Source organism: Granulicella mallensis, from assembly GCF_014203225.1.
In the GTDB taxonomy this organism is placed as follows: domain Bacteria; phylum Acidobacteriota; class Terriglobia; order Terriglobales; family Acidobacteriaceae; genus Granulicella; species Granulicella mallensis_A.
In genome coordinates, this window is sequence record NZ_JACHIO010000007.1 from 219,224 (window position 1) to 233,426 (window position 14,203).

13 protein-coding genes are annotated in these 14,203 nt (G+C 60.1%); 11 read left to right on the plus strand and 2 right to left on the minus strand.

What is annotated here, in order from left to right:
• Positions 1–179 precede the first annotated feature (179 nt).
• The 10 genes from HDF15_RS10155 (at position 180) to HDF15_RS10200 (ending at position 11,043) form a co-directional block, all read left to right on the plus strand.
• Positions 180–689 carry a thioredoxin family protein gene (locus HDF15_RS10155; RefSeq protein WP_184255170.1) on the plus strand — a complete coding sequence of 170 codons (510 nt, stop codon included), beginning with the start codon at positions 180–182 and terminating at the stop codon, positions 687–689.
• A gap of 66 nt (positions 690–755) precedes the next feature.
• Positions 756–1,694: a YihY/virulence factor BrkB family protein gene (locus HDF15_RS10160; RefSeq protein ID WP_150110496.1), complete on the plus strand. Its 939-nt coding sequence runs from the start codon at positions 756–758 to the stop codon at positions 1,692–1,694.
• Between the two features lie 93 nt (positions 1,695–1,787).
• Entirely contained in the window at positions 1,788–3,257 is a 1,470-nt protein-coding gene (pyk, locus tag HDF15_RS10165; protein ID WP_260330988.1) for a pyruvate kinase, read from the plus strand.
• 115 nt (positions 3,258–3,372) lie between these two features.
• Complete coding sequence (locus HDF15_RS10170; RefSeq protein ID WP_184255172.1) at positions 3,373–3,930, plus strand: sugar O-acetyltransferase; 558 nt, start codon at positions 3,373–3,375, stop codon at positions 3,928–3,930.
• 94 nt (positions 3,931–4,024) lie between these two features.
• A complete protein-coding gene (gene mutL / locus HDF15_RS10175; protein WP_184255174.1) occupies positions 4,025–6,001 on the plus strand; it encodes a DNA mismatch repair endonuclease MutL in 1,977 nt (658 codons plus the stop codon).
• 169 nt (positions 6,002–6,170) lie between these two features.
• The gene (locus HDF15_RS10180) at positions 6,171–8,288 is read left to right on the plus strand and encodes a hypothetical protein (RefSeq protein WP_184255176.1); all 2,118 of its coding nucleotides are present in this window, start codon (positions 6,171–6,173) and stop codon (positions 8,286–8,288) included.
• A gap of 2 nt (positions 8,289–8,290) precedes the next feature.
• Positions 8,291–9,019, plus strand: coding sequence for a (d)CMP kinase (gene cmk, locus HDF15_RS10185; protein ID WP_184255178.1), 729 nt, complete (start codon positions 8,291–8,293; stop codon positions 9,017–9,019).
• Positions 9,020–9,183: 164 nt separating this feature from the next.
• Positions 9,184–9,384 (plus strand): cold-shock protein, encoded by a 201-nt coding sequence (locus HDF15_RS10190; RefSeq protein WP_013581125.1) that lies wholly within the window; start codon positions 9,184–9,186, stop codon positions 9,382–9,384.
• A 199-nt stretch (positions 9,385–9,583) separates the two neighbouring features.
• Positions 9,584–10,336, plus strand: coding sequence for a 3-oxoacyl-ACP reductase family protein (locus tag HDF15_RS10195; RefSeq protein ID WP_184255180.1), 753 nt, complete (start codon positions 9,584–9,586; stop codon positions 10,334–10,336).
• A 113-nt stretch (positions 10,337–10,449) separates the two neighbouring features.
• On the plus strand, positions 10,450–11,043 hold the full coding sequence (locus HDF15_RS10200) for a TetR/AcrR family transcriptional regulator (protein ID WP_184255182.1): 594 nt from the start codon (positions 10,450–10,452) through the stop codon (positions 11,041–11,043).
• Between the two features lie 6 nt (positions 11,044–11,049).
• Here HDF15_RS10200 and HDF15_RS10205 read toward each other — a convergent pair whose 3' ends face one another.
• A complete protein-coding gene (locus HDF15_RS10205) occupies positions 11,050–12,051 on the minus strand; it encodes a hypothetical protein (protein ID WP_184255184.1) in 1,002 nt (333 codons plus the stop codon).
• A 76-nt stretch (positions 12,052–12,127) separates the two neighbouring features.
• On the opposite strand from HDF15_RS10205, the gene HDF15_RS10210 reads away from it, so the two are divergent.
• Entirely contained in the window at positions 12,128–13,816 is a 1,689-nt protein-coding gene (locus tag HDF15_RS10210) for an MFS transporter (protein ID WP_184255186.1), read from the plus strand.
• 29 nt (positions 13,817–13,845) lie between these two features.
• Here HDF15_RS10210 and HDF15_RS10215 read toward each other — a convergent pair whose 3' ends face one another.
• The gene (locus HDF15_RS10215) at positions 13,846–14,130 is read right to left on the minus strand and encodes a HigA family addiction module antitoxin (RefSeq protein WP_184255188.1); all 285 of its coding nucleotides are present in this window, start codon (positions 14,128–14,130) and stop codon (positions 13,846–13,848) included.
• Between the last annotated feature and the right edge of the window lie 73 nt (positions 14,131–14,203).

Sequence of the window (14,203 nt, forward strand, 5' to 3'; positions counted from 1 at the left end):
AGACTGGTTTGGTATTCAAAAATACTAGTGGCAAGTATCTATTTCGGGTATGTCTGAAGCCGCGCCCTTGACGAAACGCTCTCCATAACCAGTCGAGGTTCTGGGAAAACGACATTGTCCTTTGCTCCGTGCGCCACTTTGGCAGATGATGGAGAAGATATTTCCAAGGAGCAGCAACGATGACGGCGAAGTCGGTTCTTCTTTCAGGTACGCGCAAGGCATTTGGAGCGGTCGTTTTGGCTGCACTTCTGAGCACGGGCGGCATGGTTACCGCCGCGGCTCACGCTCAGATGTCGGCGAAGCATATTTATCCCACCATCGAAGCGGCTCCAGCCGATATCAAGGCGGCCCTGGCTGAGGCTCGTCGCACACATCGCCGTGTGCTTATAGACTTTGGCGGCGACTGGTGCGGCGACTGCCAAGTCCTGGACATCTACTTCCACCAGAGCCCGAACGCTGACCTGCTGGCTAAGAACTTCGTCAAGGTAAACGTCAACATCGGCCGTATCGATGCGAACTTCGACGTCGCCGAGAGATTTGGCGTGCCCCTGAAAAGAGGAGTTCCCGCACTGGCTGTGGTGGACGAACAGGGCAAAGTGCTCTTCGCGCAGACGACTGGCGACTTCGCGGACATGCGCCACATGCAGTCTTCCGACCTCACTGCCTTTCTGGAAAAGTGGAAGCGTTAACGACGGAACATCATGGCGCGCACATCGGCTGGAATGGCCGGAGTTTTGTGGAGAAACGTCTGCCTCATGCCGACGCATCGGGCACTCCGGTTCGGGGTGTTGCTGCGCGCCACCTTTGCTGCGTCCATCGAACATGATGTGCTGACGCTCGCCCAGGCTACGGCCTATTCGGCGATGGTCACCTTGTTTCCAGGGCTGATCGTAGCGGCGGCCATCGTGACTCTTCTCCCGGATACCATGCCGTTGCGTTTCCAGATGGCGCTGTTCTTCGATCGTGTCCTGCCCTCGAATGTAAGTCCGTTGCTCGATGCCTATTTTGCGACCACGCAGAAAAACCAGCAGACGGCGCAGGCACTGCTCGGCTCGCTTCTGGTCAGTATCACCGGTGCGGCCAATGTCATGGTGACCCTGATGGAAGGCTTCCGCCGGGCGCACAATCTGCCGCTTCCGAAGGCGAGTTTCTGGCCCCGACGGATCCGTGCACTGGTGCTGGTGCCCTTGTCTCTGGTGCCGATGGCCGCAGCCAGCGCGCTCGTGGTCTTCGGTCACCTGATCACGCATTGGCTGGCCGGAGAGCTCCCCCCTGGAGAGCATGTGCTGGTCTATATCCTGGCTTTCACCCTTCGCTGGGCGATCGCGCTGGCCGGCAGCGTTGGCATTATTGCCGTTATCTATCACCTGGGCACGGACGTGAGCCGGCATATGCGGCAGCATGTCGAGTACTGGCTTGCATTGCGTATGGACTGGAGCTGGCGTGCGAGTCTTCCGGGGGCGATGGTGGCGACGCTGCTCTGGTTCGTCTCCACGCTTATCTTTGGCCTGTACGTCACGCGCTTCGCCAACTATTCGCGGGTCTATGGCTCGCTGGGAGCGGCTATCGCTTTGATGTTCTGGCTGTACATCATCGCTCTGTGCGTGCTGGCGGGCGCGGAGTTCAATGCGCAGCTCGTTGCGCATCGCAGAAATTCAGATCCCGAGGCCGCAGTTGACGGGCTTTCAAACTAGGCACCACGTCGGGCAGGTAGAATGGCTGACTGACAGGCAAGAAAAGGATTAAGCCGGGGCTTCAAGGAGCCTCCGGTGGAAGGACATGTGCAGATGGCTGTTATGAGTGGTGGTTTAGGCGCAGGTTTGGGTGAAAACATGCGGCGCGCGAAGATCGTCGCGACATTGGGACCGGCTTCGAGTTCGGAAGAGACCTTCCGCCAACTCGTGCGCGCAGGCCTGGATGTGGCACGGCTCAATTTTTCGCATGGATCGCACGAGCAGAAGAGCGAACTGATCGCGATGGTGCGCAAGGTCGCCCGCGAAGAGAACAAGCCCATCTGCATCCTCGCCGATCTGCAGGGCCCCAAGATCCGCACCGGAACGCTGGTGGACCACAAGCCGGTGATGCTCGAAGCGGGCAAGCGTCTGACCATTACGCCGGAGAAGATCGACGGCACCGCCGAGCGCGTGAGCACCGTCTTTACCACGCTGGCGGAAAATCTGAAGCCGGGCGATCAGGTGCTGCTCTCCGATGGCCTCATCGAGCTGCGCGTGCTCGAACTGCAGGGCGCGGATGTCGTAACCGAGATCATCAACGGCGGCATGCTGGGTGAGAAGAAGGGAATCAACCTTCCCGGCGTTGCGATCAAGGTTTCTGCTCTTACCGAGAAGGACGAGATCGATCTGGAGTTCGCGCTCAAGGCGGGCGCCGATACCATCGCCGTTTCGTTTGTGCAGACCGCTGACGATGTGCGCTACGTCAAGAGCCGCATCGCGGCGCTGGGCTATGACGCGTGGGTTATCGCAAAGCTCGAAAAGCCGCAGGCCATCGATCATCTCGACAGCATCCTTGAGGCTGCCGATGTCATCATGGTGGCGCGTGGCGATCTCGGTGTTGAAGTTCCGCCCGAGAAGGTTCCGGCTATTCAGAAGCACATCATCCGCCGCGCGGCGGAATATCGCAAGCCCGTGATCACGGCGACGCAGATGCTGGAGTCGATGATCGATAACCCGCGTCCGACAAGGGCCGAGGCCTCTGACGTGGCGAACGCCATCTACGACGGCACCGATGCCGTCATGCTCTCGGCGGAGAGCGCTGCCGGCAAGTATCCGGTGGAGTCGGTCGCGATGATGAACAAGATCGTCACCGAGACTGAAAGCCAGATGCACCTGGAGCCGCAGCTGGCCGTGTTGCGTCACCCGCGCAAGGCGCTCACTGTACCTGAGACGATCTGTGAGTGTATGGCCCACTCGGCGCAGGACCTTGATCTGGCTGCTATCGCAATCTTTACCGAGAGCGGCAACACGGCGCGGCTGCTCTCCAAGTACCGTCCCGACGCGCCCATCTATGCGCTTTCGCCGGACGAGAATGTTGTGCATCGCGCGATGCTTCTGTGGGGTACTTATCCGATCCAGTGCGAGCGCTTTATCGGCACCGACAAGCTCGTGAACATGGCCGAGGACATCCTTGAAACCCGTGGCTTTGTGAAGTCGAAGCAGGTGGTGGGCATCGTGGCCGGAACGGCGACGAAGACCGGCGCGACGAACTTCATGCGGCTGCACCTGGTGGGCGATCGGTAGAGCTTTTGTGCAGAGGACGTGAGACCTTCGCGTCCTCTGCGCTACATTCAGCGAATCCCGGTGCTGCCCTCGTGCACCGAACGCACGCTAAACTGTAGCCCGAGCAAAATAACGAATGCCGAATGACGATCGCACCAGGATCATTTACCGCAGGACGCCGGAATCGGCGGCCATGTTGGCAAACGTCAAACGAGCCATGGCGATCACCGCGGCGCTGAACCGCTTGACGTTCAACGACGCGGACGAAGTTCGGGCCCTGTTCAGCGAACTGATCGGTAAGAAGGTAGACGAGAGCTTTTTACTGATCCCCCCATTTTTTACCGCCGGTGGGGACGAAATCCGCGTCGGTCGTAATGTCTTCGTCAATCAGAACTGCACTTTCTATGACCTTGGCGGCCTCGACATCGCGGACGACGTGATGATCGGGCCGAACGTGAGCCTCATTACGGCGGGCCATCCCCTTGAACCTTCTCTGCGCCGCGCCGCCACCATCGGAAGGCCTATCGTGATTGAGAAGAACGTGTGGATCGCAGCGGGTGCAACCATCATCGGTGGCGTAACCGTAGGCGAGAACTCGGTCGTCGCGGCGGGTTCGGTCGTCACCAGGGACGTTCCCCCGAACACCCTTGTCGGAGGAAATCCAGCGAGAGTGATTCGTTCGATTGGCGAGTGAGGGAACCTCCGCAAGGGGGCAAAACTCGAACTTCAAACTGACCCAATATCAGCTAATAGGAACGCTTTCCTGACAGACTGGCTACAATCGAACCATGGGAAAGATTCGCGTACTTTCGGACCAGGTAGCGAACCAAATTGCTGCTGGTGAAGTCGTCGAACGACCCGCATCCGTAGTCAAAGAGCTGCTTGAAAACTCACTCGACGCTGGAGCCACGCGCATTCGCCTCGAGATCGAGGCCGGTGGCCGCAAGCTCATTCGTATCGTCGACAACGGACATGGTATGGGCCGTGACGACGCGTTGCTCGCCTTCGAACGGCACGCGACCTCCAAGCTACGCTCGTCCGATGACCTGCTCTCCATCTCCACCCTCGGCTTTCGCGGCGAGGCGCTGCCGTCCATCGCGTCGGTCGCGCGGGTAAGTCTTGAGACTCGCGCTGTCGAAGACGAAGTCGGTACGATGCTGGAGATTGCCGGCGGCAACCTGCTGCGCGTCGAAGATGCCGGCCTGCCTGCGGGAACGACCATTGCTGTGCGCGACCTGTTCTTCAATACGCCTGCACGGCGCAAGTTCCTGCGCAGCGAGCAGACGGAGCTGGGCCACGTCGCCGCACTGGTGACGCACTACGCGCTGGCGCATCCCGACAAACACTTTGAGCTGCACTCCTCAACGCAGTCGCTGCTCGTCGCTCCGGCCGTCGCCAACGCGGGAGAGCGGCTGTATCAAATCTTCGGCCGCGAGACGTTTGAGAGCCTCATCCCTGTCGCTGCCGAACTCGACTTCTCGCGTGCAGGCCTGCCCGAGCCGCCGCCCTGGAAGCGCGGGGAAGACTACGAGGCCCCCGAACCCGGCTTTATTCGCCTGACCGGCTTCGTCTCCAAGCCGGAGCTGCAAAAGCTCAATCGAAACTCGATCTACGTCTTCGTCAACGGACGCCTGATTCGCGATCGCCTCATCCTGCACGCGTTCACCGAGGCCTATCGCAATATCATTCCTCCCACGTCGTATCCGGTGGTCCTGCTCTTCCTGGAGATGCCGCCGCAAGAGGTCGATGTGAACGTGCATCCGGCCAAGACCGAGGTGCGTTTCCGCCAGGGCAGCTTTGTGCATGACTTCGTGCGCGATGCGGTGCGCACGGCGCAGATGAACGCCCGTCCTGCCGCGAGCTTCTTTGCCGCACTCAATTCGGTTCCCACGCTGGCTTCGTCGCTGCTGGTGGATGTCAGCCCGCTGCCGGGAGTCGATCCGGCGGTCTTTGCTCCGAATGGAGGTTTGCAGGCTCTCGTTGCCGGAAGTGAGTCCTTTATCGAACCCCAGGACACGGCATCCTTCGATCTGCGGGCCCCTGTGGTCCCCGCGTCGCCGGGCCGTTTGAGCTTTGAAGGTTCGGGTATGTCCGTGGGCTATGACCGGCCCTCCGTAGAGGGGGCAGAGAGCAGCGTTGTAGCGGTCTCAGGTGGAACTTCTGAACATCAACCGACCCTGAACTCGCTGGCCACGCTCAAGCCGCTTGGCCAGCTCCGCGACTCGTTTATCCTTGCAACCAACGAAGAGGGCCTCTGGATCGTCGACCAGCATGTGGCGCATGAACGCATCCTGTTCGAGAAGATCCTTCGCGAACGTAAGGTCGAGCAGGTCCAGCGCCAGCGCCTGTTGATGCCGGTGCTGGTCGAGCTTCTGCCGGAGCAGATGGTCACCTTTGCGGCGATTGCCGAGGAACTGGAGCGCAACGGCTTCGAGGCCGAGCCTTTCGGACCGCGCACCCTGGCGGTAAAGGCCACGCCCGTAGGGCTGGAGGGCCGGGAACTGGAGCGGATGCTCGAAGAGGTTCTTGCTGTAACCGAGCGCGAGCAGCAGGTCGAAAACGAGGAGGCCAGGCGGACGCGTATCGCCGCTTCCATCGCCTGTCACGCGGCAATTAAGATTAATATGCCCCTGGAACCGGCAAAAATCGACTGGTTGCTCACAGAACTTGGAAAAACTGAGCATCCGACGAGCTGTCCGCATGGCCGACCCATCGCATTGCGGTATTCTTTAAAAGACATTCAGCGGGCGTTCCAGCGTATCTAGGCTTCCCATGCCGGATTTAGCTGTAGCGTTTAGCCCGCTCCTGCCGATTTCATGTTCCGGCTTCGCAGTCTTTCCTGATCGGTTGTTTCGATCTGTAGTCATAGGCCTCCGCTCGACGGAGGTTTCTGCTGTGTGCGGTAGTCTCGCCGCCAGCACAAAGGGGTACGTCTTGAGTTCAACACCTGAGTTTAATGCGGAGCAGCTAACCGCTGCTCGCGCCAAAGTATGGCATCAAACCGGTGAGCCGCTGCTCACACTGGATGCCGTGCGCGAGTGGCTGTCTACGGCCGGTCTCGTGCTCTTCACGCCGCGTTCGCTGCAACTGCCGACGCCTGCTCCCTCGTTCGTCGAAGCCACACTCGGCTCGTCCAACGTTGGCCCAACCCCTGCGCAGATCGAAGCCGCAAGGACGATCCTCGTGCGGCTCGTCTCCGAGGGCAACGCGCTGCCCCTGAACCTGCTCGGCATTCCGGGCGAGCTTCCGGACTTTGTCGTCTCGGCACAGATCTTCAGCTACATCTTCACCATGCGCGGCGACAAGGCCTGGAAGCTGCCACCCTCGACGACCGGTGCGGTCAAGGTCTCGCCGCTGGGCCTGCGCGTCTATGAGGTGCTTGCCGAGCGCGGTGCGATGACCGCTGCCGAGCTTGCCTCAGAGCTTGGCCGCGAGGTCACCGAGGGCGCCATCCTGCGCACGCTCAACGAGCTCTGGTCCCTGCTGCGCGTAATTCCTCTGCCGCAGATGGGTGAGGCCTCAACGCTCTGGGAGCTTGCTACACGGCGCTTTACCAAGGCCATCAAGGCGGGCATCAACGCCGGCCAGCCGAAGGCGCTCTCCGCACTGATCTCGCTCTATCTCGCCCAGTCGCTGCTTGCGACCGAGGACGAGGTTGAGACGTTCCTTTCGCCGCTGGCCGCACGCTCGCGCATTCGCGAGGTGCTGCACGCGCTTACGTCGTCGCGCCAGCTTGAAACCATCGTGCTCGAAGGGAAGTCGTTGCTGCATATCCCCGGCACACTGCCGGAGTTCCCGGCCATCGCGAAGCCTGAGCCGACGGAAGAAGAGATTGCCGCTGCTGCTGCAGCCAGCCTCGAAGGCGAAGGCCGTATCAAGCGGTTTACGCCGAGCGCAGGCAGCAAGCCGCGCGGAGAGTTCAAGGGCAAGCCTGCCCGCAGCTTTGGGGAGAGGGCCGGAGGATCGGGTGGAACAGGCACCCGTGGAGCCAGGCCTTCGACGCCGCGCACTGGCGACCGTCCGGATCGCGAACGCCGTCCCTTCAACCGCGATGGAGCTTCTGCAGGCAGTAAGCCGAGCTTTACGCGTCCGTGGAGCGAGGATCGCAAGCCGCGTCCTGACCGTGCGGGCTTTACGCCTCGCGCAGAGGGTGACAGCGCTGTACCGAAGCGTCCTTATGTGCGTCGCGAAGGAGCCGCTCCGGGAGGCTTTGCCAAGCGTGAAGGCGGCTTCTCCGACCGTGGACCGGCTCGCAAGAGCTTTGGCGACAAGCCTGCCTTCCGCAAGGACCGTGGCGAAGGCTTTGCCGCCAAGCCACGCTTTGCGCAGGACGGAGAGCGCAAGCCCTATGCACGTCGCGAAGGCGCAGCGCCTTCGGATGCTCCTCGCCGCAGCTATGGCGAGAAGCCGGGTGGACGCGACTCGTTCGCGAAGTTCCGCAAACCCGAAGGAGATCGCAAGCCCTTCCGCCGCGATGAGGGCGAAGGCTCAAGCCCCCGTCCCAGCTTCAAGCCGAGCTTTACGCCACGGCCCACGGGAGATCGTCCGTTCTCGAAGCCACGTTTCGATCGTGGCGATAGTAAACCTGGTGGTTATGTAAGCAAGTCTGGCGGCTTCGCTGGTAAGTCCAGGGACTTCTCCAGCAAGCCGGGCGGATTTGCCCCGAAGCGTCCTTATGTTCGCCGCGATGAGGGCGCAGGTTCGTCCTACGGTGGAGGCGATCGCCCCGAGCGTCCAGCCTACGGTGGCAGTGACAGCACGCCGCGCGCGCCGAAGAGGCCGTTCCCGCGCAAGGAAGGCGATCTGGCTGATCGTCCGGTCCGTCCATGGCCGGAGCACAAGCCGGAGCGTAGCGAGAGCAAGTCGCGCAAACCAGGTGGTTTCGGCAAGCGTCCCTTCACGCCTCGCGAGGGCGGATCAGGAGATCGCCCACGTCCGTCCTTTGGCGGCAAGCGTCCGTTCGGCGGAAAGCCTGCGGGTGGCTTCAGCAAGCGCCCGGCAGGGGCAGGCGGTTTCAAGCCTGCTGCTCGTAAGCCGGAGTCCGAGGAATAGCAATGAACGAAAGTCCCACCCCGAAGCGCGAACGTCCCGTGATCGCGATTGACGGACCCGCCGGTGCGGGGAAGAGCACGATGGCGGCGCATCTTGCGCGCCGCTTCGGGTTTCTCAACCTCGAGACCGGGGCCATGTACCGCGCCCTCGCCTTCAAAGCCATCGATAACGATCTTGGCTTTGAGGACGAGGACGCGCTGGTTGCGCTGGCGGACGAGACGCGTATCGTGCTCGAACCGCAATTGGAAGGCAATCGCGTCTTCCTGGACGGCGTCGATGTGTCGCGGCGTGTGCGTGAGGCCGATGTGACGGCTGCGGCCTCCAAGGTCTCCGTGCATCCGCGGCTGCGGGCCTGGATGGTCGATCAGCAGCGCCTGATGGGACAGAAGGGTGGGGTTGTGATGGAAGGCCGTGACATCGGCACGGTCGTCTTTCCCGATGCCGAGGTCAAGATCTTCCTTGACGCTGCTCCCGAGGTTCGCGGCAACCGCCGCTACCGGCAGAGCGGCCCCGTCCAGACGAAGTTCACGGAACAAGCCTCGACCACCGAGGAAGCCATGGTTCGTGAGCTGAAGGAACGCGACGAGCGGGATCGCAACCGGGCTGAATCGCCTTTAAGGCCGGCTGAGGACGCGATTATCCTCGATTCGACCTCCATGACGCTGGATGAGGTGCTCGCGGCGGCTGAAGCGATCGTTCGATCGCATGTTGCAGAGCCTCAGTTGCACTAATTTTGGTGCAGGATTACACCCCAGTAATTTTTTACGTGGAAATTTTGTCAGTCGTGCTAACATTTCCCCATCGTTTGAAACAGATTGGCTTTCTGCATTAGATTCACCGCCGGAGCCCCATTTGGATTCAGCGTCAAAGTCAATCACACAAGGATTTGCGAGATATGGAACAGGGAACAGTGAAGTGGTTTAACGACGCCAAGGGTTTCGGCTTTATCAGCCGGCAGAACGGTGAGGATGTGTTCGTGCATTACTCGGCCATCAACTCCAACGGCTTTAAAAGCCTGCAGGAAGGTCAAGCGGTTCAATTCAACGTAGTTAAGGGGCCGAAGGGCTGGCAGGCATCCGACGTACAGCCTCTCTAAGCTTCGGCTTGAAGTAGCTGTATCGGAAGATTGAATTCCACTAACTTTGTGAAAAGGGCGGCTTCGGCTGCCCTTTTCCTGTTTAAAAACCTTATAGAAGAGGGGAATGTCAGCGTCGGCATTCTCATCGAAAAGTCCTGCATCTTATTCTGGATTTAATTATCTATAATTCCAGTTCAGTTCTACAGAGGAGAAAAGGATGAGTCTTGGTTCGGGAGTGTTTTCAGGCAAGGTGGCTTTGGTCACCGGTGGTTCGCGCGGCATCGGGGCGGGGATTGTGAGACGTCTGGCTAAAGAGGGGGCGACTGTCGCGTTCACTTATGCGGCTTCGCATGAGAAGGCAGCGAAGTTGGTACAAGCTGTCGAAGCCGCAGGAGGAAAAGCCCTGGCGATTCAGGCGGATAGTGCGGAGGCTACCGCCGTACAAGGTGCGATTGAGCAGATGGTGAAAGCCTTCGGCAGGCTAGATGTCTTTGTAAACAATGCGGGTATCCTGCTGCGGGGCACGATCGACCAGTTTTCCCTGGAAGATCTGGACCGAATGCTTGCGGTCAATGTGCGTTCCGTCTTTGTAGGCATTCAGGCGGCGGCACGTCATATGACCGAGGGCGGCCGCATTGTGACGGTAGGGAGCGTCGTCGCCCAGCGAACCGCTTTCCCAGGTGCCAGTGTCTATGGAATGACCAAATCGGCTGTCGCGGGTCTGGTGCGCGGGGTCGCCATTGATCTTGCCTTGCGTGGCATTACCGTCAACAACATACAGCCGGGGCCGACGGCGACGGATATGAATCCAGCGGATGGGCCTCATGTCGATATCGTCAGAAATCTGCTGCCGATCAAGCGGTTTGGTACCGACGATGAGGTCGCCAGCCTGGTCGCCTATCTGGCTGGGCCGGAAGCAGGCTTTATTACGGGAGCAAGCCTGACGATCGATGGCGGTTATCTGGCGTAAGTTGCGATACAGCGTGATGTCTCGCGGCCTCTTCAGGGCTGCGAGACGTCACACTGAGCAGATACCCTGTTTACAGCCACGTTCCAGCCACGCACGGAGAGAAGACACGAATCATGGCCAGGCCGAAAGAGTTCGACCGCGACGAAGCGCTGCAAAAGGCGATTGGAGTCTTCTGCGAGAAAGGCTATGCTGCGGCTTCTACCGATGAACTGATGCGGGCGATGAAGATCAGCCGACAGAGCATGTATGACACTTATGGAGACAAGCGACAGCTCTACCTGGAGGCATTTAGTCGCTATATTGCCGATAGTGTCAGCGAGCAGATCGGCTATCTGGAACAGACCTCTTCCCCGCTCGCCGGAATCGAGAAGATGCTTCTTGCCTTCGCTATCAGGGCGGAGCGAGAGGGAGTCGTCGGCTGCATGGGTATCAATGCGATCTGCGAGTTCGGCCGATCTGATGCAGAGGTTAGCTCGCTGGGCGATCTGGAAAACGATCGATTGAATGCTGCGCTGCGGAAGGCGCTTCGCCGGGCGAAGGTTGAAAAAGAGATCAGTCAGACGATGAAAGAAGAGGCCGCCGCGCGGTTTCTGAGCGCGACGCTTGCGGGGATGAAGGTGGCTGCGAAGGCTGGAGCAGAGAGGCAGGCTCTTGAGAGCATTGCCCATTTCGCCCTTCGTGGTTTGACAGGCCCACAGGGCATATAACCAGATTCAGGGCTTGGGTGTTTCGTCTGGCTTCGGCGGCGCGCTCTGATCGGGTGTTGAGGTTGGAGCGGATTGGTCGGGCGCTGGCTGGCCATCCGGTCCGATAACGCCATTGCTGCCAAGAATCCTCGACGTAGCGCGGAACTTGCGGTAGTCGGAGGTTACGAGGTGTATCCGGCCATTGATCCCGGCGAACAGCAGGACGCGGATATTACCCTGGCCGTCGAGCTGCGCCGGCAACCAGACTTCGCCGTTTACCTTCTGCGCCCGGAAGCTGAAGCCCGCCCCTTTGTGAACGTCCGCGATAAGGCCGCCACCGATCTTGAAGTCGTTGAGGAAGTGCCCCTCGCCGCGAACCATCGTTTCATCTGCCTCATCAATCCAGACGGTTCCCACCAGGTCGCGGATGACGCCCTCAGATGCGTTATGTGTCTTGGCCTTGGGGTCTCCGGCGTAATCTACGATGATCGTCGGCCGTCCATCGAGCATCTCCCGGCGTGGATGGGTGAAGGAGCCGAGTTCCAGAATGCGCGAGGCGGAGATGGTCTCATCGCCGCGTGAGTCGGTGTCTTTGCCCTTGTCCTGTGCCTTTTCTTGTCGCGCGTGAGCCTTGGCGACCTCTTTGTTGAGGTGCTCGTCTTCCTTCTTCTTTTCGTCGTCGGTGAGAGGCTTTCCGTTCCGAGCCACGATGCGGTTGACTCGAACGCCGCTAATCGTCAGGCTTTCCGCATCGGTCACGGACATCTTCTTTACGTTGCCTTTGCCGTCGAGATCCTGCTCTTCCTGATGAACGTGGTAGGTGTAGTCCTTCTGCTGGGCCTCGATGGTCTTCTGGTTCTTTTCGACGGCGAGCAGCAGTTCTCGAACATCCGGCAGAGGCTTTTCCTGTGCGTCTGGTGTCACCTGGGTTTGAGCCGGGACGGACTCGGGCGTGGCTGCAGGTTGTTGCGCGGTGGCGAAGCATCCGGTGAGCAGCATCGTCGCGGAGAGCACGAGGTTCCGAGTCATATTTTCAATATACGTTTGTCCCCGGAAGCAGGTTCATTCGCGAAGGCTGCCCCAGGCGGGGTAGCATCAAAGAATCGTGGGTCAAACTGGACAGGTAGATTCAACCGATATCGCGCCGCCGGAGCCGAATCCGTTGCGCAAGAGCGCTGGCGCTTTCGCTCCGCTGCAAATCCCTCTTTTTCGCGATCGTTGGATCGCGTCTACCGTATCGAGCGTTGGCACGTGGATGCAGGACACTGCCGGTACGTGGCTGATGACGGTGCTGACGACCTCGCCGCTGCTGATTGCATTGATGCAGACGGCGGCGAGTTTGCCGGTGCTGTTTCTCGGCCTGCTTGCGGGCGCGACGGCCGACATCTATGAGCGGCGCCGGCTGCTGATCTTCTGGCAGTGCTGGATGCTGGGCAGCGTCGCGATTCTTGCGGTGCTGACCTTCTTCGGTGTGGTCTCGCCCGTCATGCTGCTGTTGCTCACCTTCATGCTCAACATCGGCTCGGCGATGAACAATCCCGCGTGGCAGGCGATTGTGCCGGAACTGGTGCCGCGTGAAGATATCCCCAGCGCCGTTACGCTGAATGCCGCGAGCAACAACATTGCGCGTGCGGTGGGGCCTGCACTCGGCGGCCTGATGATCGCGGCGTTCATGAGCCCGCACAAAGGCGCGGGCTGGGTCTTTGCGCTGAACTCCGCATCGTTTGCCGGGGTGATCTGGATTCTGTGGCGATGGAAGCGTACGCCGCTCTTCAAGAGCGCGCTGCCTGCGGAACGCATCGCCGGTTCGGTGCGCTCAGGACTGCGCTATCTGCGTTATGCGCCGAGCCTGCAAGGACCTCTGATTCGTGCGTTTACGTTCACCTTCTTTGTCAGCGCAGTATGGTCGCTGCTGGCGCTGGTGGCCAAGCGGGATTTGCATCACGGGGCGATGGGCTACGGCATTCTGAACGGCTCTCTTGGAGTAGGGGCGGTCATGGGCGCTACGTCGCTGGCGCGGATTCGTCGCCATATCGACGCAGATAAACTGCTCGCGATTACTTCGGTCTACTATGTCGTGACGCTGCTGCTTCTGGCCTTTGTTCATATTCCCGCCGTGGCCATCCTTACGCTGCTTGGCGCGGGTTTCGCGTGGACGACGACGATGTCCACGCTGAATGTGTCGGTGCAGCTCTCAGTGCCGGGATGGGTCTATGCGCGTGCGCTGGGCACGTACCTGATGACGTTCCAAGGTGGAATGGCCTTGGGCAGCGTGGTTTGGGGTGTGATTGCGCAGCGCAGCTCGACGAAGGCGGCGTTGATCTGTTCTGCGGTTGGCATGGCTCTGTCGATTCCGCTCACGTCCCGCATTCACATCCTGAAGGGCGAGCTGCCGGACCTTACGCCGTACAAGTGGAAGCGTCCCTTACCGACTCTGGCGACGATGCCCGATCCCGATGACGGCCCGGTACGCATCTCGATTGACTACCGCATTCCGCTGGAGAACTATGCGGTGTTCTCGCGGGTCATTCACTCGCTTGAAGCGGTGCGCCTGCGTGGTGGTGCGGTGCGTTGGGGAATCTACCGCGATGCCGCAGATCCTGAGCATCTGAATGAGACCTTTGTGATGGAAAGCTGGCTGGACTATCTGCGCTCGCGTGAGCGAATGACGGCGGCGGACCACCTGATTCGCGAACAGGTGTATGCACTGCATCGCGGCGATGGAACGCCTACGGTCTCGCACCAGATCTGGGCGAGGGAAGTGGCGGAGCATGCTGAGGGTTCGGCGTCGTAAGAGCCGCAATGTGGGGAATTTGGGGGGATCTAGGCCGCAAGCCGCGGTTGTACTTTTGCTAACGCGGTACTCTTAGCAAGACGGAGATCGTAGTCATTTTGGAGATTCAGCCAGAACTGTGCCGGTAGCCCGAAGTAGATGCCGAGTCGAAGTGCTGTATCGGCTGAAATGGAACGCTTGCCTCGTACTACGTCATTCATGCGAGGAACAGAGACATGCAAGTCCTTTGCGAGACGGTATGCTGTGAGACCGAGAGGTTCCATGAACTCGGTCAGCAGGATGTCTCCAGGATGGATTGCGAATGGCTGGGGCATCTCACGCTCCTTCAGTGGGTTGCTGAGTGGCATGATCTATCGCAATCACAACCTTTATAGGTCGGCCTTTCAG

Coding starts and splice junctions, on each gene's coding strand:
- HDF15_RS10155 (WP_184255170.1), top strand. CDS start 180: ATGACGGCGAAGTCGGTTCTTCTTTCAGGTACGCGCAAGGCATTTGGA.
- HDF15_RS10160 (WP_150110496.1), top strand. CDS start 756: ATGCCGACGCATCGGGCACTCCGGTTCGGGGTGTTGCTGCGCGCCACC.
- pyk (WP_260330988.1), top strand. CDS start 1,788: ATGGCTGTTATGAGTGGTGGTTTAGGCGCAGGTTTGGGTGAAAACATG.
- HDF15_RS10170 (WP_184255172.1), top strand. CDS start 3,373: ATGCCGAATGACGATCGCACCAGGATCATTTACCGCAGGACGCCGGAA.
- mutL (WP_184255174.1), top strand. CDS start 4,025: ATGGGAAAGATTCGCGTACTTTCGGACCAGGTAGCGAACCAAATTGCT.
- cmk (WP_184255178.1), top strand. CDS start 8,291: ATGAACGAAAGTCCCACCCCGAAGCGCGAACGTCCCGTGATCGCGATT.
- HDF15_RS10190 (WP_013581125.1), top strand. CDS start 9,184: ATGGAACAGGGAACAGTGAAGTGGTTTAACGACGCCAAGGGTTTCGGC.
- HDF15_RS10195 (WP_184255180.1), top strand. CDS start 9,584: ATGAGTCTTGGTTCGGGAGTGTTTTCAGGCAAGGTGGCTTTGGTCACC.
- HDF15_RS10200 (WP_184255182.1), top strand. CDS start 10,450: ATGGCCAGGCCGAAAGAGTTCGACCGCGACGAAGCGCTGCAAAAGGCG.
- HDF15_RS10205 (WP_184255184.1), bottom strand. CDS start 12,051: ATGACTCGGAACCTCGTGCTCTCCGCGACGATGCTGCTCACCGGATGC.
- HDF15_RS10215 (WP_184255188.1), bottom strand. CDS start 14,130: ATGCCCCAGCCATTCGCAATCCATCCTGGAGACATCCTGCTGACCGAG.